17 protein-coding genes and 2 pseudogenes are annotated in these 20,494 nt (G+C 68.9%); 15 read left to right on the top strand and 4 right to left on the bottom strand.

Annotated features, from left to right (window positions below):
- Positions 1–19 precede the first annotated feature (19 nt).
- The 4 genes from IB223_RS15485 to IB223_RS15500 all read right to left on the bottom strand — a co-directional run bounded on the left by IB223_RS15485 (position 20) and on the right by IB223_RS15500 (position 6,198).
- Entirely contained in the window at positions 20–3,175 is a 3,156-nt protein-coding gene (locus tag IB223_RS15485) for a CusA/CzcA family heavy metal efflux RND transporter (RefSeq protein WP_192202793.1), read from the bottom strand.
- Positions 3,176–3,200: 25 nt separating this feature from the next.
- A complete protein-coding gene (locus IB223_RS15490) occupies positions 3,201–4,463 on the bottom strand; it encodes an efflux RND transporter periplasmic adaptor subunit (RefSeq protein WP_192202657.1) in 1,263 nt (420 codons plus the stop codon).
- Positions 4,460–5,743: a TolC family protein gene (locus IB223_RS15495; protein ID WP_192202658.1), complete on the bottom strand. Its 1,284-nt coding sequence runs from the start codon at positions 5,741–5,743 to the stop codon at positions 4,460–4,462. The genes IB223_RS15490 and IB223_RS15495 overlap by 4 nt, the downstream gene beginning before the upstream one ends.
- A 62-nt stretch (positions 5,744–5,805) precedes the next feature.
- Positions 5,806–6,198, bottom strand: a complete 393-nt coding sequence (locus IB223_RS15500) for a hypothetical protein (protein WP_192202659.1) — start codon at positions 6,196–6,198, stop codon at positions 5,806–5,808.
- A 111-nt stretch (positions 6,199–6,309) separates the two neighbouring features.
- On the opposite strand from IB223_RS15500, the gene flhB reads away from it, so the two are divergent.
- The 15 genes and pseudogenes from flhB (at position 6,310) to IB223_RS15575 (ending at position 20,487) form a co-directional block, all read left to right on the top strand.
- Positions 6,310–7,440 (top strand): flagellar biosynthesis protein FlhB, encoded by a 1,131-nt coding sequence (gene flhB / locus IB223_RS15505; protein WP_192202660.1) that lies wholly within the window; start codon positions 6,310–6,312, stop codon positions 7,438–7,440.
- A complete protein-coding gene (gene flhA / locus IB223_RS15510) occupies positions 7,437–9,518 on the top strand; it encodes a flagellar biosynthesis protein FlhA (protein ID WP_192202661.1) in 2,082 nt (693 codons plus the stop codon). Before flhB ends, flhA begins: the two co-directional genes overlap by 4 nt.
- A gap of 48 nt (positions 9,519–9,566) precedes the next feature.
- Positions 9,567–11,264, top strand: a complete 1,698-nt coding sequence (gene flhF / locus IB223_RS15515) for a flagellar biosynthesis protein FlhF (RefSeq protein ID WP_192202662.1) — start codon at positions 9,567–9,569, stop codon at positions 11,262–11,264.
- A 55-nt stretch (positions 11,265–11,319) separates the two neighbouring features.
- A pseudogene (locus IB223_RS15520) lies at positions 11,320–12,132 on the top strand (MinD/ParA family protein); the annotation flags it as partial.
- Positions 12,129–12,881 carry an RNA polymerase sigma factor FliA gene (locus IB223_RS15525; RefSeq protein WP_192202664.1) on the top strand — a complete coding sequence of 251 codons (753 nt, stop codon included), beginning with the start codon at positions 12,129–12,131 and terminating at the stop codon, positions 12,879–12,881. The pseudogene IB223_RS15520 and the gene IB223_RS15525, both read left to right, overlap by 4 nt.
- Before the next feature lie 117 nt (positions 12,882–12,998).
- The gene (locus IB223_RS15530) at positions 12,999–13,379 is read left to right on the top strand and encodes a chemotaxis response regulator CheY (protein ID WP_192202794.1); all 381 of its coding nucleotides are present in this window, start codon (positions 12,999–13,001) and stop codon (positions 13,377–13,379) included.
- On the top strand, positions 13,379–13,990 hold the full coding sequence (locus tag IB223_RS15535; RefSeq protein ID WP_142124922.1) for a protein phosphatase CheZ: 612 nt from the start codon (positions 13,379–13,381) through the stop codon (positions 13,988–13,990). Before IB223_RS15530 ends, IB223_RS15535 begins: the two co-directional genes overlap by 1 nt.
- Before the next feature lie 36 nt (positions 13,991–14,026).
- On the top strand, positions 14,027–14,170 hold the full coding sequence (locus tag IB223_RS15540; protein WP_192202665.1) for a hypothetical protein: 144 nt from the start codon (positions 14,027–14,029) through the stop codon (positions 14,168–14,170).
- Positions 14,171–14,197: 27 nt separating this feature from the next.
- A complete protein-coding gene (locus IB223_RS15545; RefSeq protein WP_192202666.1) occupies positions 14,198–15,946 on the top strand; it encodes a chemotaxis protein CheA in 1,749 nt (582 codons plus the stop codon).
- A gap of 245 nt (positions 15,947–16,191) precedes the next feature.
- On the top strand, positions 16,192–16,932 hold the full coding sequence (locus IB223_RS15550; RefSeq protein WP_192202667.1) for a flagellar motor protein: 741 nt from the start codon (positions 16,192–16,194) through the stop codon (positions 16,930–16,932).
- A 19-nt stretch (positions 16,933–16,951) separates the two neighbouring features.
- Positions 16,952–17,800, top strand: a pseudogene (motD, locus tag IB223_RS15555) (flagellar motor protein MotD); the annotation flags it as partial.
- A gap of 113 nt (positions 17,801–17,913) precedes the next feature.
- Positions 17,914–18,696 carry a ParA family protein gene (locus tag IB223_RS15560; protein ID WP_142124926.1) on the top strand — a complete coding sequence of 261 codons (783 nt, stop codon included), beginning with the start codon at positions 17,914–17,916 and terminating at the stop codon, positions 18,694–18,696.
- Positions 18,693–19,706 carry a chemotaxis protein CheW gene (locus tag IB223_RS15565; protein WP_192202669.1) on the top strand — a complete coding sequence of 338 codons (1,014 nt, stop codon included), beginning with the start codon at positions 18,693–18,695 and terminating at the stop codon, positions 19,704–19,706. The genes IB223_RS15560 and IB223_RS15565 overlap by 4 nt, the downstream gene beginning before the upstream one ends.
- A 104-nt stretch (positions 19,707–19,810) precedes the next feature.
- The gene (locus tag IB223_RS15570; protein ID WP_192202670.1) at positions 19,811–20,125 is read left to right on the top strand and encodes an STAS domain-containing protein; all 315 of its coding nucleotides are present in this window, start codon (positions 19,811–19,813) and stop codon (positions 20,123–20,125) included.
- On the top strand, positions 20,122–20,487 hold the full coding sequence (locus IB223_RS15575) for a response regulator (RefSeq protein ID WP_192202671.1): 366 nt from the start codon (positions 20,122–20,124) through the stop codon (positions 20,485–20,487). Before IB223_RS15570 ends, IB223_RS15575 begins: the two co-directional genes overlap by 4 nt.
- Positions 20,488–20,494 lie beyond the last annotated feature (7 nt).

The following is a 20,494-nucleotide window of genomic DNA, read 5'->3' on the forward strand; positions in this document are numbered from 1 at the left end:
CAAGGCATGGTCGCTGAGCTCATTGCCTGCTCCACCACCACCGGTAAAGCACCGGCAGGACCAGCAACGTCAACAGCGTGGACGAGACGATGCCGCCGATCACCACCGTGGCCAGCGGACGCTGCACCTCCGATCCCGCCCCGACATTGAGCGCCATCGGCAGGAAGCCCAGCGATGCCACCAGTGCGGTCATCAACACCGGACGCAGGCGGCCGAGCGCCCCTTCGACGACGGCGGTATCAAGCGGGGTGCCCTGCTCGCGCAGCTTGCGGATGAAGGCGATCATCACCAGCCCGTTCAACACGGCCACGCCCGACAGCGCGATGAAGCCGACGCCGGCCGAAATGGAGAGCGGCAAGCCGCGCAACGCCAGCGCCACGACGCCCCCGGTCAGTGCCAACGGCACACCGGTGAACACGATGGCGGCGTCCTTCGCCGAGCCGAACGCCCAGAACAGCAGCGCGAAGATGACCACCAGGGTCGTCGGCACCACGAGGCCCAGCCGCCGGCTGGCCGAGATCAATTGCTCGAACGTGCCGCCGTACTCGACCCAGTAGCCGGCCGGCACCTCCACCCCGGCGCCGATCTTCTCCCGCAGCTCCGCCACGAAGCCGCCCAGGTCACGGCCGCGCACGTTCGCGGTCACCACCACGCGGCGCTTGCCGTTCTCGCGGTTGATCTGGTTCGGTCCCAGCGTGGTCTCGATCTTCGCGACCTCGCGCAGGGGCACGGTACGCGGCGTGCCGGAATCCCATGCAGCGGAGCGCGTGGATTCGTCCTCGTTGTCGCTGCGCCCCAGCGGAATGGGCAGGTCGTGCAGCGCGGCCGGATCCTGGCGCAGCGCCTCCGGCAGGCGCACGACGATGTCGAAGCGGCGATCGCCATCGAACAACTGCCCTGCCACTTCGCCCCCCACGGCGGTGGCCACCGTGTGCTGCACGTCGCCGGGGTTCAGTCCGTAGCGGATCAGCGCCTGGCGGTCCGGCGTGATCGTCAGCAGTGGCAGTCCCGTCGCCTGTTCCAGCCGCACGTCGGCCGCGCCATCCACGTTTTTCGTCACGCCCTCGATCCGTTCGCCGAGTTCCACCAGTGCGTCCAGGTCATCGCCATAGACCTTGATGGCGACGTCCGCGCGCACGCCCGAGATCAGCTCGTTCATGCGCATCTGGATGGGCTGGGTGAACTCGTAGTTGTTGCCGGGAATCTGCTGGACGGCGCGTTCGATCTCCGCCACCAGCGTGGCCTTGGGCTTGCGCGGGTCGGGCCATTCGGCGCGCGGCCTGAGCATGATGAACGTATCGGCCACCGAGGGCGGCATCGGATCGGTCGCCACTTCCGCCGTGCCGAGCTTGCCGAACACGCGGTGCACTTCCGGAAACTGCTTGATGCGTGCCTCCAGCGTCGCCTGCATGCGCACCGCCTGGTCCAGGCTGGTGCCGGGAATACGCATGGCGTGCATGGCGATGTCGCCTTCGTCCAGGCTGGGCACGAACTCGGTGCCCAGGCGCGTGACAAGTACGCCGCACACCACGACCAGCAACGCCGCACCCGCGCCGACCAGCATGCGGCGGCGCAGCGCCCATGCGAGCGCCGGCGCGTACGCACGCCGCGCCCATTGCATCAGGCGGGTCTCCTTCTCCTGCACGCGACCACGCATGAACAACGCGACGGCGGCGGGCACGAAGGTCAGCGACAGCACCATCGCGCCGGTCAGCGCCAGCACCACCGTGATCGCCATGGGATGGAACATCTTTCCCTCCACGCCGGTGAGGGCGAAGATCGGCAGATACACGGCGGTGATGATGCCCAGGCCGAACAGGCTGGGACGGATGACCTCCGCCGTTGCCGAGGCGGTGGCATCGAGGCGCTCCTCCTCCGTCAGCAGACGACCCAGCGCGTGCTGCAGGTCGCCGAAGCGGCGCAGACAGTTCTCGATGATGATCACGGCGCCATCCACGATCAGGCCGAAGTCCAGCGCACCCAGGCTCATCAGGTTGCCCGACACGCCGCCGCGCACCATGCCGGTCAGCGTGAACAGCATGGCGAGCGGAATCACCGCGGCGGTGATCAGCGCCGCGCGCACGTTGCCCAGCAGCAGGAACAGCACCACGATCACCAGCACCGCGCCTTCCACCAGGTTCTTCGCCACGGTGCGGATGGTGCGGTCCACCAGCGAGGTGCGGTCGTACATGGGTTCGGCGCGTACGCCCGCGGGCAGGCTGCGGTTGGCCTCGGCCAGCCGTGCGGCCACGGCGCGCGCCACGTCGCGGCTGTTGGCGCCGATCAGCATGAAGGTCGTTCCCAGCACGACTTCCTTGCCGTCCATCGTGGCCGCGCCGGTGCGCAGCTCCGGTCCCTCGCCCACCTGCGCCACGTCGCGCACACGGATGGGCACGCCTTCGCGGCGGTCCAGCACGATGTCGCGGATGCCGTCCAGGTCGGCCACCTGGCCCGGCGCACGCACCAGGAACTGCTGGCCGTTGCGCTCGATGTAGCCCGCGCCGACGTTCTGGTTGTTGCTCGCGACGGCCTCCACCACGTCGTGCAGGGTGAACCCCAGCGCGACCAGTCGTGCCGGATCCGGCGTGATGTGGATCTGCCGCGCGAAGCCGCCGATCGTGTTCACTTCGGTCACGCCCGGCACGTTGCGCAGTTGCGGCCTCACCACCCAGTCCTGCAGCGTGCGCAGGTCGGTGGCGGTGTACGGGGTGCCGTCGGCCTTCAGCGCATCGGGTTTTGCTTCCACCGTGTACATGAAGATCTCGCCCATGCCGGTGGCGATGGGTCCCATGCCGGGTTCCAGCCCGACGGGGAGCTGCGACTTGGCCTGCTGGATGCGCTCGCCGACCTGCTGGCGGGCGAAATAGAGATCGGTGCCGTCCTTGAAGACCACGGTCACCTGCGACAGGCCATAGCGGGAAATCGAGCGCGTATGGTCCAGCCCCGGCAGGCCGGCGAGTGCAGTCTCGATGGGATAGGTCACGCGCTGTTCCGCTTCCAGCGGCGAGTAGCCGTCCACCTGCGTGTTGATCTGCACCTGCACGTTGGTGATGTCGGGCGTGACATCGATCGGCAGCCTGCTGAAACTCCAGGCGCCGACCACGACCAGTGCCAACGTCAGCGCCATCATCAGCCAGCGGTGCGCGATGGCGAAGCGCAGGATGCGTTCCAGCAATCCGTGCGATGCCGGAAGGGATCGGTCAGTGGTCATGCGATGCCCCCGACTTCTCGATGTCGGCCTTCACCAGGTAACTCTGTTCCACCACCACCTGGTCGCCGGCGTTCAGGCCGGACAGCACTTCCACCTGTCGCGCATCGCGCTTGCCGAGTTCGACGGGCCGCACTTCATACGTGTCGCCCACGCGCACGAACACCACCTCCCAGTCGCGGAATGTCTGCAGCGCCGCTACCGGCACCACCAGCGCGGCAGGCTGCTGCTCCACCGTGATGCGTGCCTTGACCGCGGAGCCGGGACGCCACAGTCCATCCGCATTCTCCAGCGTGGCCCGGGCAACCGTACTCTGGCTGGCCGTGGCGGTTCCGGGCAGCACGCGTTCGAGCGTGGTTTGTACGGTGGCGCCGTCGCTCAGCCGGGTCACCGTCACCGGTACGCCGGGCACGATGTGCTGCGCATCCGCGCCGAAGATATGCAGGTCCACCCACAAGGTGGACAGGTCCGCCACTTCGAACAACGTGGCGCCCTCGCCCGCCACGCTGCCCACGGTCGCATGCCGCGCCAGCACGACGCCCGTGATCGGCGAGGTGACGGCATACGTGGTCAGGCTGAGATTGCTTTCCACGGTGGCCATCGTCTGGCCGGCCTGCACGCGGTCGCCCACGTTGGCGGCCAGTCGGCGGATGGGGCCGGGGAAGCGCGCGGCGATGATGGCCACGCGTCCTTCGACCGGCGTCAGCAGTCCCTGCACTTCATGCTCGTCGGCGATGGTGCCGGCCTGTGCCGGTGCCACGCGGATGCCGGATTCCTCGGCGATCTTCGCGGCGATGGTGGTGCGGCCTTCGTAGCTGTCGTAGGTCCAGCGCAACGTGCGCCCTTCGATCTTCGCAACCACCTCGACGTCGAAGGAGTGCGGTTCGCCCACCACGGTCTTCGCCAGCAGGCTGCCGTCCGGTTGCGGCGTCAGCGCATGCGTTTCGCGCACCCCGCCCAGGCGGACGAGGCGGACCTCCACGCTGCCCGCGCTCGCGGGCAACGGCTTGCCGCCACGGTAGAGCCAGGCCTGGTACCTGGGTGGCGTGCCGCTTTCAGCGATCGCCAGCTCGACGGTGAAACCGTCCTGGCTCAGCAGTCGGCCACCGTGTCCACCCCGTGCGGCATCGGCGTCTTCGTGTGCGCCGCCTTCTTCGTGGCCGTGGTCGTCCGTGGACGCGCTGTCGGTCGCGCCGCCGCAGCCTGCCAGCATCAGGGAGAGCGCGAGCGCGCGCAGGAGAGGTCGCAGGGTCATGGCGTGCTTCCTTGTTCGGCAGTTGCGGTCCCGGCCACGAGGGCTTGGCCGGTAAGGCGTTGGAGTTCGATCAACGCGCGGTGTGCTTCGAGCGCAGCCTCGAGTTGCTGGCGGCGAGTGGAGGTGGTGTCGGACTGCAACTGCGCCCACTCCAGGTAGCTGACCGCGCCGGCCCGGTAGGCACGCTCGGCCGCCTGTTCGGCGAGCAGCAGGCGCGGCAGCACGTCGTCCTGCATGCGCTGCACTTCGAGCTGCGAAACGCGATAGCGGCCGTGGGCGTCGGTGAGCGTCGAGTACAGTGCGATATCACGCGATTCGCGCTCGATGTCCAGCGCCGCCAGGTCTGCTTCCGCAGCCCTCGCTTCGGGGCCGGCACGGCGCGCGCTTCCCAACGGCAGCGACACGCTGCCGACCAGTGCCGTGTCGCCGCTTTCCTGCAGCCGGCGCACACCGACCTGCCAATCGAGGTCTGCCGTCCCGCTGCTGCGCGCCAGGCGCAGGCGGGCCTCGCGCAGGCGGCGCTCGTCGGCGAACTGGGCAAGTTCCGGCGTGCCTTGCAGCAGCGCGGCCAGGGCTTGCGTGTCTTCGATGGCCGGCAGCGCCAGAGGATCGCCTGGGGCCACTGCGAACCCGGGATCACGCTCGCCCCACAGCGCGGCCAGATGCTGGCGCGCGGCGTCCTGCTGCTGCTTCGCACGTGCCGCCGCCATCTCTGCACGCGCCAGTGCGGCCTGCGCGGTGAGGAGCACCGACTCCGGGGACGCGCCTGCCTGCAGCCGCTGTCGCGCGGCCGCCACGGTGCGGCGGCGTTGCGCGCCGTCCTGTTCGGCGATCTCGTGTTGCGCGTGCGCGGCGGTGACGGCCAGATAGCGGCGCGCCACCTCCGCCAGCAGGTCAAGGCGTTGCGCCTCGCGCTGCACGGCCAGGGCATCGATGCGCGCCTGTGCCAGCGTGCGGCGGGCATCCAGCTTGCCGCCCCGTTCCAGCACGCCGGCCAATGTCAGCGTGAGTTCGGCCCCGGAGAAACCACGGGCGTCGCCCGTGCCCAGCATGTTCTCCACCTGGATGCCGGCGCTCAACGGTGGGCGCAGGATCGCGGCGTCGCGCTCAGCAAGCAGTGCGTCGGTGCGGGCGCCGAACAGGCGCAGGTCGGGATGGACACGGGCAACGCGCGCAATGGCGTCGTCCAGCGTCAGGGACTCAACAGCGGGCGATGGCGCCTGTGCATGTACGCACGGCGCGATCGCGAAGGCGGCCAGTGCCGCCAGTCGCAACCTCATGGGAATTCTCCGGAAAGTCGGTGATGGAGCGCGGGCGACAAGACGTCAGCCCGGCATGGACATCACGCGCTGATCGGAGGACGCAGCAGGGACGTGGCCGGCGCGCGTGGCACCGGCACCGTGGCCGCGACGGGCGCGGCGGAAAGCAGCTTCATGGCGGGCACGCGCATCGCCGCGGGCACGATGGCGGTCAGGTGGCCGCAGCAGTGGCTGGCGTGCATCAGGGCGTGCAGAAGATCCCCCTCGCCCGCCTCCCCATCCGCATGACCATGGTCGTTGCCTGCGGATTCACCCGCATGTTCGCTGACCGCATGCAGATGGTCGCCGCCGCTGCCCAGCTCGTGCAGGTCGCCCAGCGAGGCCAGTACCGGGTTCGCCAGCACGGCCAGCAACAGCACCGCCAGCGCGGGCAGGCGCAGCAGCCGGAAGCAATGGCGGCGGAGAAGACGGAGCATCGGTCCGCATCCTAGCGGCTGCCATCGACGTTAGACAATTCCACGTCGCACCGCGGTCACGAACTGGAACAGGTCTTGCAGTGCCCCCTCCGACCCCGTCGGAAACGCGCCATGTCTGAGCAGGACGAAAGCGGCGAACGCACAGAACTTCCTACCGAAAAACGACGCCGCGAAGCCCGTGAGCAGGGCAACATCCCGCGGTCGCGCGAGCTGGCGACGGCGGCCGTCTTCGGGGCCGGCGTGCTGGCGATCATCGCGATGGGTCCGGGCCTGGCACGCGACACGCTGGGCTGGATGAAGATCGCGCTGACACCCGACCCCGCGCTGATGCGCCAGCCGGACCAGCTGTTCGGGCATGTCGGCCTGCTGCTGCTGAAGCTGCTGGCCGTGGTCGCGCCGGTGGCCGGCATCTGTGTGCTGGCCGGCCTGGCCGCACCGATCGCGATGAGCGGCGTCCAGTTCTCGCAGAAGGCGCTGATGCCGGATTTCAAGCGGCTCAGCCCCGCCGCCGGCCTCAAGCGGCTGTATGGCGCCGAGAGCGTGGCAGAGTTGTTGAAGTCCCTGCTGCGCGTGGCCCTGATCGGCGGGGCGGCGGCGATCTGCCTGAAGCTGGGCCTGAATCCGCTGCGCGAACTGCTGACCATGCCGCTCGAACAAGCGGTTCGCAGCGGCCTGAAATTCACCAGCACGTTGCTGCTGGCCACCACCGGCGGCCTGATCCTGCTCGCCGCCATCGACGCGCCCTACCAGAAGTGGAACTGGCTACGGAAGCTGAAGATGACCCGTGAAGAGCTGCGCAAGGAGATGAAGGAGAGCGAGGGCAGCCCGGAGGTGAAGGGCCGCATCCGCCAGATGCAGCACCAGCTGTCGCAGCGCCGGATGATGGAAGACGTGCCGACCGCCGACGTGATCGTGGTCAACCCGACCCACTACGCCGTCGCGCTGAAGTACCAGGCCGGGCAGATGGGCGCACCCACGGTGGTCGCCAAGGGCGTGGACGAACTGGCCATGCGGATCCGCGAAGTGGCCGATGCCCACCGCATCGCCATCGTCTCGGCGCCCCCTTTGGCACGCGCCTTGTATCGCGAAGGTCAACTTGGCCGGGAAATCCCCGTGAGACTCTACGCCGCCGTCGCCCAGATCCTGTCCTACGTGTACCAGCTGCGTGCCTGGCGCGTGGGCGAGGCGCCGCTGCCCGACCTGCCCGCGGTGGACGTGGATGAGCACGGGGGCAAGGCATGAGCGCGCAACCCGTCGGCGGCATGCGCTGGATGGAGACGCTGAAGAACGGCCTCGGCGCCCCCTTGGTCGTGCTGGCGCTGCTGGCCATGATCGTGGTGCCGCTGGCACCGCCGGTGCTGGATGCGCTCTTCAGCTTCAACATCGCCATCTCGCTCGTGGTGCTGCTGGCGGTGATCTACGTGAAGCGTCCTCTGGACTTCACGATCTTCCCGATCATCCTGCTGATGACCACGATGCTGCGGCTGGCGCTGAACGTGGCGTCCACGCGCGTGATCCTGCTCAACGGCCAGAACGGCCACGAAGCTGCGGGTAAGGTCATCGCCGCCTTCGGCGAATTCGTGGTGGGCGGCAACTACGCGGTCGGCATCGTCGTGTTCGCCATCCTGACCATCATCAACTTCGTGGTCATCACCAAGGGCGCGGGGCGCATCGCCGAGGTGTCGGCGCGTTTCATCCTGGACGCCATGCCCGGCAAGCAGATGGCCATCGACGCCGACCTCAACGCCGGCGTCCTGACCCGCGAGGAGGCCAAGGCCCGCCGCGAGGAAGTGCGCGCGGAAGCCGACTTCTACGGCTCGATGGACGGCGCCAACAAGTTCATCCGCGGCGACGCCATCGCCGGCATCCTCATCCTGTTCATCAACCTCATCGGCGGTTTCGCCGTGGGCATGTTCCAGCACGGCATGCCCGCTGCGGAAGCGGCCTCGACCTATACCCTGCTGTCGATCGGCGACGGCCTGGTCGCCCAGTTGCCTGCGCTGCTGGTGTCCTCGGCGGTGGCGATGCTGGTCACCCGCGCCTCGCGCTCGGAAGACATGGGCAAGGCCGTGATGGGCCAAGCGTTCGGCCAGCACAAGGCGCTGGCAGTGGCCGCCGGCGTGCTGGGCCTGGTCGGGCTGGTGCCCGGCATGCCCAACGTCGCCTTTTTGACGCTGGCCGCCGGCATCGGTTACCTGGCCTGGAAGATGTGGAAGCGGACCCAGGAAAGCCCCGAGGCCGCTGCCGGCGACCTAGCGGCCCTGCCTGCACCCGGTGCCCCCGACCGCAACGCCGAGCTGACCTGGGACGAACTGCGCCCGGTCGATCCGCTGGGCCTGGAAGTCGGCTACCGGCTGATCCCGCTGGTGGACAAGAACCAGGGCGGTGAGCTGATGTCGCGGATCAAGGCCGTGCGCCGCAAGCTGACCCAGGACCTCGGCTTCCTGGTGCCGCCGGTGCACATCCGCGACAACCTCGAACTGCCGTCCAACGGCTACCGCCTGCTGGTGCATGGCGTGCCGGTGGCGTCGGCCGAGATCCATCCCGACCGCGAGCTGGCCCTCGATCCGGGCGGCGCGTTCGGCGCCATCGACGGCATCCCCGGCAAGGACCCGGCGTTCGGGCTGGACGCGGTGTGGATCCAGTCGCACCAGAAGGCCACCGCCGAATCGCTGGGCTATACCGTGGTCGATCCGGCCACCGTGATGGCCACCCATCTCTCGCACTTGGTGCGCGAACACGCGCCGGAGTTGCTGGGCCACGAGGAAGTGCAGCAGTTGCTGTCCCAGCTGGGCCGCAGCGCGCCGAAGCTGGTCGAGGACCTCACCCCGAAGGCGCTGCCGCTGGCCACCGTGGTGCGCGTGCTGCAGAACCTGCTGATCGAGCGCGTGCCGATCCGCCAGCTGCGCCGCATCGTCGAGGCGCTGGTCGAGTTCGCCCCGCAGAACGCCGATCCGGCCGCGCTGACCGCCGCGGTGCGGACCTCGCTGGGCCGCTTCATCGTGCAGGAAATCTCCGGCATGGCGCCGGAACTGCCCGTCTATACCTTGGCGCCGAATCTGGAACGCGTCTTGCAGGACAGTACCCAGGGAACCGGCGCGGCGCTGGAACCGGGACTGGCGGAACGCCTGCACCAGAGCCTCGCCGACGTGGTGAACAAGCAGGAAGCCCGCAGCGAGCCTGCGGTGGTGCTGGTACCGGGTTCGGTCCGCGCCGCCCTCGCCCGCCTGGTCCGCCACAGCGTCCCCTCGCTGTCGGTGCTGGCCTACAGCGAGGTTCCCGAGGACAAGCGGTTGAAGCTGGTCGGCACGATCAGCTGAGACCGGAAGCAGCAGAACCCGACGCGACATCGAACCGGATAGCACGCCATGAAAATCAAACGCTTCGTCGCCCCCGACATGCGCACCGCCTTCGCGATGGTCCGGCAGGAACACGGCCCGGACGCGGTGATCCTGTCCAACCGGGTGACCGAGGATGGCATCGAGATCGTCGCCGCCAGCAATTACGACGAAGCGCTGGTGCAGCGCACGCTGGAAGCGATGCGCCCGGCCACGCCCCCTGCGCCGCTGCATCCGCTGCTCGACCCGGCGCCACAGGCACCGACCGCGAACGCTCCGGCCCTGTCACCGGCCGAAGCCGCCGCCAGCTACTTCGCCCGCCGCCAGCCGGCCGCCCCCGCTGCCCCGCATGCCGGGACCGCCAAGCCGGCTATCGCCGCGCCAGCGTCGATCGCACCGCCGGCAGCACCCATCGCAGCGCCACGCGCGCCGGTGGCCGCCACGCCCGCGCAGATCACCGGCGAGATCCCGGCGCCGGTCGTCCGCGACATCGCGCCGCTGCTGATCGAACCCGAATCCTTCGCCGCCAAGCTGGCCGCCTGCCTGCCGGCCGCTCCCGCCAACGAGCCGGTCGCCGCGAGCGAACCCGCTGCACCGCCGCGCCGTCAGCCCGCGCCGCGCGCCGACGCCGATGACACGCTCGACCTGGATGCGCTGCTGCCCTCGATCGCGCCGCCGGTGTCGCTGCCGGAACCCGAGCTTGCGCCGGTCGTCGCGCTGCACACCACGCGTGCACCGGTGATCGCATCAGTACCGGTGCCCGCCGCCGTCACCGTGCCGACGCTGACCGTGGTCACCGACAACGCCACGCACGCCCGCGAGAGCGACGAGCAGCTGGTGCAGATGCGCGGCGAACTGTCCGCCATGCGCGAGATGATCGAGCGCGAGATGCACCGCCTCACCGACGAACGCCTGCGCGGTTCGCCGGTGCGGATGCAGGCGATGGAACTGATGGAAGACTACGGCTTCGATGCCGGCATCACCCGCGACATCGCCCTGCAGATTCCCGCCGACACCGAATTGCACCGCGGTCGTGGCCTGATGCTGGGCCTGCTGTCGAAGAAGCTGCCGGTGGTCGATACCGACCTGCTGGAAACCGGCGGCGTTATCGCCCTGGTGGGCCCCACCGGCGCGGGCAAGACCACGACCATCGCCAAGCTCGCCGCCTGCTTCGCACAGCGCTACAACGCACGCGACGTGGCACTGATCACCACCGATACCGTGCGGGTCGGCGGTCGCGAGCAGCTGCACGGCTACGGCCGCCAGCTCGGCATCGCCGTGCACGAGGCCGACAGCGCGCAGGCCCTCGCGCTGCTGCTGGAGCGCCTGCGCGACTACAAGCTGGTGCTGATCGACACCGCCGGCCTGGGCCAGCGCGACCGCAACCTGGTGGGCCAGCTCAACTGGTTGCGCGCATCGGGCCAGGTGAAGACCCTGCTGTGCCTGCCGGCCAACTCGCACTTCTCCGACCTGGACGAGGTCGTCCGCCGCTTCAGCAGCGTGCAGCCGCAAGGCGTGGTGCTGACCAAGCTGGACGAGACAGGTCGCCTGGGCAGCGCCCTGTCGGTGGTCGTGGACCACCAGCTGCCGATGACCTGGGTGACCGACGGCCAGCGCGTTCCCCACGATCTCCACCGCGCCAACAGCGCCCACCTCGTGCTGCGGCTGGACCAGCTGCGCCGCGAAGCCGACGAACCCTGCTCGACCGAGGCCACCCATGTCGCCTGACCACCTGCTGCAGACCAATCCCCGCAGCACGCCGCCGGCCCCCGGCGCATTCCATCCCGTGCGCGTCATCGCCATCACCGGTGGCAAGGGCGGCGTGGGCAAGACCAACGTGTCGGTCAACCTGGCCGTGTCGCTGGCCGGGATGGGCAAGCGCACGCTGCTGATGGATGCCGACCTGGGCCTGGCCAACGTGGACGTGCTGCTCGGGTTGTCGCCGAAGTTCACCCTCGCCGACCTGGTCGCAGGACGTTGCGGACTGGAAGACGTACTGCTGGAAGGCCCCGAGGGCGTGCTGGTAGTTCCCGCCTCGTCGGGTTTCCGCCACATGGCCGAACTGGCGCCGGCCGAGCACGTGGGCCTGGTCAACGTGTTCTCCGAACTGCAGCGGGCGCTGGATTTCATGGTGGTCGACACCGCCGCCGGCATCACCGACAGCGTGCTGACCTTCTGCCAGGCCGCGCAGGACACCGTGGTGGTGGTCTGCGACGAGCCGGCCTCGATCACCGACGCCTATGCGCTGATCAAGGTGCTGGCGCGCGAGCGCGGCCTGGACCGCGTGCACGTCATCGCCAATATGGTCCGCGACCCCAACGAGGGCCGGAAGCTGTATGAAAAGCTCGCCCGCGTCTGCGAGCGCTTCCTCGGCGATGTCGCCCTGCACTACCTCGGCGCGGTGCCGCAGGACGACTGGCTGCGCCGTGCGGTGCAGCGCCAGCAGCCGGTCGTGAAAGCCTATCCGGGCAGCCCGTCGGCCCGTGCCATCGCCGAGATCGCGCGCATGACGGCACGCTGGCAGCCGCCGCTGGGAGCGCGCGGCAACGTCGAGTTCTTCGTCGAACGCCTGATCCAGCGGGGAGTCGCCGCATGAACACCGCCGCCGCCCAATACCGCGCCGTACAGCGCAGCAGTGCGAACGATTTCGTCACCCAGCACGCCGACCTGGTCCGCCGCATCGCCCATCACCTGGCCGCGCGCCTGCCGGCCAGCGTGGAGATCGACGACCTGGTGCAGGCCGGCATGATCGGCCTGCTGGAAGCCTCGCGCAGCTACGATGCCGAGCAGGGCGCCTCGTTCGAGACCTACGCCTCCATCCGAATCCGCGGATCGATGATCGACGAGATCCGCCGCGGCGACTGGGTACCGCGCTCGGTCCACCGTCGCGCCCGCCAGGCGGCCGCCACCGTGCGCGAGATCGAACAGCGCACCGGCCGTGCCGCCATCGCCACCGAAGTGGCGAGTGCGATGGAAATGCCACTGCCCGAATACCTGCGCCTGATGGAAGATGCCGCGCGTGGCCAGGTGCTGAGCCTGGAATCGCACATCGACGACCATGGCGAACCCAACACCGCGCGTACCGGCGGCCCCTCGCCGCAACAACACCTGGAGCGCAGCGAGTTCCGCCAGCAACTGGTCAAGGCCATCGGCCACCTGCCCGAACGGGAGCAGCTGGTGCTGTCCATGTACTACGAGCAGGAGCTCAACCTGAAGGAGATCGGCGCCGTCCTCGGCGTCAGCGAGTCGCGCGTCTGCCAGATCCACGGCCAGGCCATGGTGCGGCTGCGCGGACGCCTGCAGGTGTTCGAGAAGGCCGACGCCGGCCTGGAAGACAACGACTGAAGAATCCCCACGGCCTGCCGATAAGGCTCCGGTAGGCCGCCGCGTGCAGCCCCTGCCTTGCCGTCGCCCCTGACCGGGCACGCTTTACTGGAGTTCGATGTGACCGCCAACAAGAACATGCGCATCCTCATCGTGGACGACTTTTCCACCATGCGCCGCATCATCAAGAATCTGCTCAATGACCTGGGCTATACCAATACCGCCGAGGCCGAAGACGGCAACAGCGCGTTGACCGCACTGTCCCAGGGCAGCTTCGAGTTCGTGGTCACCGACTGGAACATGCCCGGCATGACCGGCATCGAGCTGCTGAAGGCCATCCGCGCCGACGACCGCTACAAGACCCTGCCGGTACTGATGGTCACCGCCGAGGCCAAGCGCGAGCAGATCATCGAAGCGGCGCAGAACGGCGTGAACGGCTACATCATCAAGCCGTTCACCGCGCAGACGCTGGAAGAGAAGCTGGGCAAGATCTTCGAACGCCTGGGAGCCGCCGCCTGATGAGCGCCGTGGCCGATGTCGCTGGCGCACGCGCCGCGCTGGTGGAAAAACTGCAGCACGCGCTGGACGCACTGGAACAGGGCGACGAAGCCGGCTGGCGTCGCGAACTGGATGCCATCGCCGCCTGGCGCACGCAGCCGATGATGCAGGGCCTGGGCCGCCTGGCGCGCGAGCTGGCGCAGACGCTGGGCGAACTGCCGCCCACCGGACCGGGCGAGCTGGACGACGCCTGCGCGCGCCTGGACCATGTGGTGGAAATGACCGAACAGGCCAGCCACACCACGCTGGACCTGGCCGAACAGTGCCGTGGCTACGCCACCCAACTGAAGGGCACCGCGCTGTCGCCCGAGCAGGCGGCGCTGGTGGACAGCATCGGCAAGGGCCTGTCGGAAATGGCCCTGGCGCAGAGCTACCAGGACCTCACCGGCCAGATCATCCGCCGCGTCGCGGGCATCGTCCGTCGCGTGCACGAGGGCTTCGGCGCGCTGGGCCTGCCGCCGCCGGAGAAGAAGAACCCTTCAGATCTGGCCGGTCCGGCCGTTGCTGGTCTGGACCGCAACGCGTTTTCACAGAACGACGCAGACGACCTGCTCTCCGGACTGGGGCTGTAGGCACCCGCGAACGCGCAGCGGAACCGGAGACCTGCCATGCCCGACGCTTCCGCCCGCCGTTCCCGCCATCCCCTCGTCCTGCTGTTCGTGGGATCGCTGCTGGTCTGCGATGTCCTGGTCGGCCGCTTCCTGCGGCGTCGCCACGCGCACGCCCTGCACCTGCTCGATTCCTCCCGCTGATCCCCCGTCCCGGTACCTGCCCCGCCCATGTCCGCCGTCACCCCTGAAATCGCCGCCGACTTCCTGATCGAAGCGCAGGAAATCCTCGACCGGCTGGGCGAGCAGTTGGTCACGCTGGAACAGGACCCCTCCGACAGCGAGCAGCTGAACGCGGTGTTCCGCGGCTTCCACACCCTGAAGGGCGGCGCCGGCTTCCTCGGCATCCAGCCGATGGTCAACCTGTGCCATGCGGCCGAAGAGACGCTGGGCCTGGTGCGCGCCGGCCAGGCGACGCTGGAACCGCAACACTTCGATGCCGCCCAGCAATCGCTGGACTGGCTGCAACAGATGCTGGATGCGATCGGTGCCGGCGAAGACCCGCCGCACGCCCCGCAGATGCTGATCGACCAGTTCGATACCCGGGGGGATGCCGCACCCGCCGCGCCGAAACCCACCGCCGCGACAAGCGCCGCGCCCGCTGCGGCCGGCGCGGACCTGATCAGCGACGACGAGTTCGAGGCCTTGCTGGACCAGTTGCACGGCGATGGCGCACCCACCCGCGCCGCCGCGCCTGCACCCGTCGCGCGACCGGCACCTTCGCCTGCGAAGCCGGCCGCGCCGAAGCCGGCCGCGAAAACCGGCGGCGAAACCGAACAGACCATCCGCGTGGACACCAAGCGGCTGGACGCCATCGTCAACCTGGTGGGCGAACTGGTGCTGTCGCGCAACCGCCTGAAGACATTGCGCGCGCGCATCCGCGACGAAGAACTGGACCGCGCCGTCAGCAGCCTCGACATCGCCACCGCGCGCCTGCAGACGGCGGTGATGCGTACGCGCATGCAGCCGGTCGGCAAGGTGTTCTCGCGCTTTCCCAAGGTCGCGCGCGACGTTGCCCGCCAGTTGCAGAAGGAAGTGGACCTGGAACTGGTCGGCGCCGAGACGGAGCTGGACCGCAACCTGGTGGAAGCGCTGGCCGATCCGCTGGTGCACCTGGTCCGCAATGCCATCGACCACGGTGTCGAAGTGCCCAGCCTGCGTGAAGCCTGCAGCAAGCCGCGTGCCGGCCACGTACGCCTGTCGGCGCAGCAGGAAGGCGACTTCGTCACCATCGAAATCCGCGACGACGGCGCGGGCATCGATCCCGAACGCCTGCGCGCCAAGGCGCTGGAAAAGGGCCTGATCGATCCCGAAGCCGCCGCGCGCCTGACCCACGACGAATGCCTGCAGCTGGTCTTCCTGCCCGGCTTCTCCACCAAGGCGGAGGTCACCGACATTTCCGGCCGCGGCGTGGGCATGGACGTGGTGCAATCGCGCATCCGCGAGCTCAGCGGGCAGATCACCATCCACTCCGACATCGGGCGCGGCAGCCGTTTCGTCATCCGCGTGCCGCTGACCCTGGCGATCCTGCCCACCCTGCTGGTGCAGGCCGGCGACCCCGTCTATGCGCTGCCGCTCGCGCGCGTGATGGAAGTGCTGCACGCACCGTCCGAAAGCCTGCGCTGGTTCGATGGCCAGGCCGTGCTTGACCGCCAGAGCCATACCCTGCCCCTGGTCGACCTGCGCCACTGGCTGCAGGTGGACCCGGTGATGACGCCCCTGCTCACCATCGTGGTGCTGCAGATGGGCGAACAACGCTTCGGCCTGATCGTCGACCAGGTGCGCGGCCGCGAAGAAGTCGTCATCAAGCCCCTGCCACGCGCCGTGCGCGGCCTGCCCGGCTACGCAGGCGCCACTCTGATCGGCGACGGCCGCATGGCCCTGATCCTCGACGTGGACGGCCTGCGCGCGACGGCGTGAAGCATTGTGCTCCCTGTAGGAGCGACGTAAGTCGCGACCGCACGCCCTGCACAACACGGCAGCTCGATGTCTGTGTGATCACGGTCGCGACTTACGTCGCTCCTACAACAGCAATACAACTGCCTGCGACCGCACATCGTGCGCAACATGACATTCCGGTGCCTGTGTGATCGCGGTCGCGACTCACGTCGCTCCTACAAGAAGCGCACCTCAAGTCCACCTGAACCGGGCCGATAGATCTGCACATGGACATCTTCAGCCTCATCGGACTCATCCTGGCGCTGGTCGCCCTGGTAGGCGGCAGCATCCTCAAGGGCGCGGGCCTGTCCTCGCTGTGGTCGTCGGCAGCCTTCGTCATCGTGATCCTGGGCACCATCGCCGCGATCCTGGTGCATACGCCGCCGCCGGTATTCAAGCGCGCGCTGTCCATCGTGCGCTGGGTGATCCGGCCACCAGGCACCGATGGCGATGCGCTGATCGCCGAGATCGTCGACTGGAGCAACATCGCCCGCAAGCAGGGCCTGCTGGGGCTGGAGCCGCTGGTCAACCAGCAGGACGACCCGTTCCTGAAGAAGGGCCTGCAGATGCTGGTGGACGGCGTGGAGCCCGAATCGATCCGCCACATGATGGAGATCGACCTCAACGGCCAGGAACACCAGGATCTCGCGGCCGCCAAGGTCTTCGAGGCCATGGGCATCTACGCCCCCACGCTGGGCATCATCGGCGCCGTGTTCGGCCTGATCGCGGTGATGAAGAACCTCGCCGACCCCAGCAAGCTGGGCCATGGCATCGCCGCCGCGTTCACCGCGACGATCTACGGCATCGCCTCGGCCAACCTGTTCTTCCTGCCCATCGCCAGCAAGCTCAAGAGCGTGATCGGCGGGCGCAGCCGCGAACAGGAAATGATCATCGAAGGACTGATCGCGATCGCGCAGGGCGAGAACCCGCGCAACATCGAGGCCAAGTTGGCCGGCTTCCTGCACTGATCCCGGCGGAACGACGGCGATGGCGCGCAGGAAGAAACACGAGGAGCACGCGAACCACGAGGCCTGGGCGATCCCCTACGCCGACCTGATGACGCTGCTGCTCGCCTTCTTCGTGGTGATGTACGCCATCTCCACCATCAACGAGGGCAAGTACCGCGTGATGGCCGATGCGCTCACGGCGGCCTTCGGCGGTGCCCCGCGCACGATCAACCCGGTGCAGGTGGGCAACCACCAGTTGCAGGGCGCCGACTTCGACCGGCCCTCGCCGATCAAGTCCGGCGCCAAACAGGGACCCTCCGCACCTTCGCCTTCGCCCAATGTCACCCTGCTGGCGGCGATGGCCTCGCAGATGAACCTCTCGCTGGACGCCAAGGGCCTGCAGAGCGCACAGGGCGAGCTCAAGCGCATCGCCGATGACCTGGAGCGCGCGCTGGCGCCGCTGATCGACGAGAAGCTGGTGGTCATCAAGCGCTCCGAGTTGTGGCTGGAAGTGCAGATCAACAGCGACATCCTGTTCGCCACCGGTTCGGCGGCGCTGGACCCGCAGGCGCAGCAGACCGTCGGCAAGCTGGCGGAAGTGCTGGGCAACGTGCCCAACTCGGTGCGCGTGGAAGGCTATACCGACGACCGCCCGATCCGCACCGCGCAGTTCCCGTCCAACTGGGAACTGTCTTCGGCCCGTGCGGCGAGCGTGGTGCACCTGTTCGTCCGCGACGGAATTCCGCCGGAGCGGCTGGCGATGATCGGCTACGGCGAGTTCCGGCCGATCGGCGACAACGCCACCCTCGAAGGCCGCAACGCCAACCGCCGCGTGCTGCTGATCATCCTGGCCAGCCCGGCCGGCCCGGCACCGAACTTGCATGCGCAGGAACAGGCCGTCGAAGCGCCGTCAGTGATCGCACTGCCGTCGCTGCCGACCCACGCCGCGTCGCCCATGCCCGGAGCGCCGCCGGCGCCCCAGGTCCATGAAGGAGTCCAGTGATGCGCGTGTGGGCAATCGCCAACCAGAAAGGCGGCGTCGGCAAGACCACCACCACCCTCGCCCTCGGGCGCGCCCTGGCCATGCGTGGCCGTCGCGTGCTGCTGGTCGACCTGGATCCGCATGCGTCGCTGACGCGCGCGTTCGGCGTGCCCGCCGAGCCGCAGCCTGCCGGCGTGCTGGACCTGTTCGACGAGCAGCCGCCGCTGCTCGCCAGCGTGGCGCGCGCCACCGAGATCGAGAACCTCGCCTTCGTTCCGGCACAGACGCCGCTGGCCACGCTGGAGCGCCGCAGCGCCACCCAGCCCGGCCTGGGCCTGGCCCTGTCCAATGCGCTCGCGCGCGGCGGCCAGGCCTGGGACCACGTGCTGTTCGACTGCCCGCCCACGCTGGGCCTGCTGATGGTCAATGCGCTGGCTGCCGCCGACCACGTCATCATTCCGACCCAGACCGAACCGCTGGCGCTGCACGGACTGAAAGGCATGTGCCGCACCGCCGACATGATCCAGCGCTCGCGCCATCGCGAACTGCCGGTCTCGATCCTGCCCACGCTCTACGACAAGCGCACCCGCACCGGTGCCGAGACGTTGAAGGCGATGCAGGACGAGTACGGCGGACGCGTCTGGAACGACGCCATCCCCAACGACACGCGCATCTGCAGCGTCGATGCACTGACCCGTTCCAGCCCTGCCGCGCAGTATCCCGGCCGTGGCCTGTCGGCGTACCGCCGCGCCCTGGACTGGCTGTTGCTGACGGAAGCACGCGCCACCGAGCAAGCCGCATGACCACGCCCGCCGTCCTCGACGACTACCTGCACGACCTGCTGGGCGACGTGGGCACGGCGACCGCCGCCGCCCCGTCCCTGACCGCGGTCGCCGCGGAAACGGCCGCCACCACCGGGACATCGCCCGATGCGGCCGACACACCGGCCCCCCCCGCCGCGAACGTCAAAGCCTCCCCTGTGTTGGCGATCGCACCGGTACGTGCAGGCAGCGACGCCGACATGATCGGCGACGACGAATTCGAAGCGCTGCTGGACCAGTTGCACGGCAGCGGCGCGCCCACCGCCGTGACCAGTCCCCCCAGCGAACCTGTCGTCACCGCCCCGCCCGCGCCTGCGCTCGCCGTCGCACCTGCGCGCGCAGGCAGCGCCAGCGACATGATCAGCGACGACGAATTCGAAGCCCTGCTGGACGACCTGCACGGAAGCGCGGCGCCTACTGCGCGGGTTTCCGAACCCGCTCCGGTCGCCGCTCCGGTCGCTGCACCCGCTGCACGCCCCGTGCAGACGCCGCGCGCGCTGCCGCCGCTGCCGAGCAAGCCCTACCTGCAGGAGGCATTGCCCGATACCGGCGAGCGCCGCCGCGCGACCGAACGCAAGACCCGCTGGCTGCGGCTGCGCTGCGACCAGCAGCATTACGCGCTGGAACTGCTGAAGGTGCAGGAAGTCGTGCGCCCCGCCACCCTGCTGCCCCTGCGTGGTGCCGCGCCGCACATGCTGGGCGTGATGAACCTGCGCGGGCAGGTGGTGCCGGTCATCGACATGGGCCTGTATCTGGGCCGCGGCGCGATCGACACCGATGCCGCCACGCGCATCGTGGTGCTCGAGGAGCATGGCGAGACGCTCGGCCTGCGCGTCAGCGCGGTGGAGGACGTCGCCAACCTGACCGACAACCAGATCGAATCCCCGGACAACGCGCGCGTCGGCCGCATCGCCAACCCGCTGTTCCGCGGCGTGGCGCGCCTGAACGAACGCGCGGTGATCCTGCTGGACGCCTCGCAGCTGCTCACCTAGACCATGGCGATGGCAGGTCGACGCGCATCACATATTCACACCGGACGCTCAAGAGTGGCCCGCGTGCGCCGATACCCCACTAGAGCCGCCCTTCCGGAGACACGATGAGCGCAGTGCCCCTGGGTGATGACCTCGGCATCGAGGCCGCCACCGACCTCAAGCAACACCTGGCCATGCATGTCGCACAGCCTGGCCCGCTGGTGCTGGACGCCGGCACGGTGCAGCGCGTGCACACCGCCAGCCTGCAGGTGCTGTGCAGCTTCGTGCGCCAGCGCGAGCAGGCCGGGCTGGCCACCGACTTCAGCGCGGTCAGCCAGAGCTTCCGCGACGCGGCACGCCTGCTCGGCCTCGCGCCGCAGCTTGGCCTGGCGACCACCAACAACGAAAACAACATGCAACAAGTGGAGAACGCCGCATGAGCGCACGCATTCTGGTAGTGGACGATTCGGCCTCGATGCGACAGATGGTCGCTTTCGCCCTGACTTCGGCGGGTTATTCGGTGGATGAAGCCGAAGATGGCCAGGTCGCGCTGGGACGTGCGCAGGGGCAGAAGTTCAACGCGGTGGTCACCGACGTCAACATGCCCAACATGGACGGCATCTCGCTGATCCGCGCCCTGCGCGGCATCCCCGACTACAAGTTCACGCCCATGCTGATGCTGACCACCGAATCGGCCGCCGACAAGAAGGCCGAAGGCAAGGCCGCCGGTGCCACCGGCTGGCTGGTCAAGCCGTTCAATCCGGAACAGCTGGTCGCCACCGTCCAGAAAGTCCTGGGCTGAGCCCCGC

It is taken from the genome of Pseudoxanthomonas sp. PXM03, assembly GCF_014852005.1.
Classification (GTDB): domain Bacteria; phylum Pseudomonadota; class Gammaproteobacteria; order Xanthomonadales; family Xanthomonadaceae; genus Pseudoxanthomonas_A.

What these genes read in the sequence shown, in the direction of transcription:
- IB223_RS15490 (WP_192202657.1), bottom strand. Translation starts at nt 4,463, where the DNA reads ATGACCCTGCGACCTCTCCTGCGCGCGCTCGCGCTCTCCCTGATGCTG.
- IB223_RS15495 (WP_192202658.1), bottom strand. Translation starts at nt 5,743, where the DNA reads ATGAGGTTGCGACTGGCGGCACTGGCCGCCTTCGCGATCGCGCCGTGC.
- IB223_RS15500 (WP_192202659.1), bottom strand. Translation starts at nt 6,198, where the DNA reads ATGCTCCGTCTTCTCCGCCGCCATTGCTTCCGGCTGCTGCGCCTGCCC.
- flhB (WP_192202660.1), top strand. Translation starts at nt 6,310, where the DNA reads ATGTCTGAGCAGGACGAAAGCGGCGAACGCACAGAACTTCCTACCGAA.
- flhA (WP_192202661.1), top strand. Translation starts at nt 7,437, where the DNA reads ATGAGCGCGCAACCCGTCGGCGGCATGCGCTGGATGGAGACGCTGAAG.
- flhF (WP_192202662.1), top strand. Translation starts at nt 9,567, where the DNA reads ATGAAAATCAAACGCTTCGTCGCCCCCGACATGCGCACCGCCTTCGCG.
- IB223_RS15525 (WP_192202664.1), top strand. Translation starts at nt 12,129, where the DNA reads ATGAACACCGCCGCCGCCCAATACCGCGCCGTACAGCGCAGCAGTGCG.
- IB223_RS15530 (WP_192202794.1), top strand. Translation starts at nt 12,999, where the DNA reads ATGCGCATCCTCATCGTGGACGACTTTTCCACCATGCGCCGCATCATC.
- IB223_RS15535 (WP_142124922.1), top strand. Translation starts at nt 13,379, where the DNA reads ATGAGCGCCGTGGCCGATGTCGCTGGCGCACGCGCCGCGCTGGTGGAA.
- IB223_RS15540 (WP_192202665.1), top strand. Translation starts at nt 14,027, where the DNA reads ATGCCCGACGCTTCCGCCCGCCGTTCCCGCCATCCCCTCGTCCTGCTG.
- IB223_RS15545 (WP_192202666.1), top strand. Translation starts at nt 14,198, where the DNA reads ATGTCCGCCGTCACCCCTGAAATCGCCGCCGACTTCCTGATCGAAGCG.
- IB223_RS15550 (WP_192202667.1), top strand. Translation starts at nt 16,192, where the DNA reads ATGGACATCTTCAGCCTCATCGGACTCATCCTGGCGCTGGTCGCCCTG.
- IB223_RS15560 (WP_142124926.1), top strand. Translation starts at nt 17,914, where the DNA reads ATGCGCGTGTGGGCAATCGCCAACCAGAAAGGCGGCGTCGGCAAGACC.
- IB223_RS15565 (WP_192202669.1), top strand. Translation starts at nt 18,693, where the DNA reads ATGACCACGCCCGCCGTCCTCGACGACTACCTGCACGACCTGCTGGGC.
- IB223_RS15570 (WP_192202670.1), top strand. Translation starts at nt 19,811, where the DNA reads ATGAGCGCAGTGCCCCTGGGTGATGACCTCGGCATCGAGGCCGCCACC.
- IB223_RS15575 (WP_192202671.1), top strand. Translation starts at nt 20,122, where the DNA reads ATGAGCGCACGCATTCTGGTAGTGGACGATTCGGCCTCGATGCGACAG.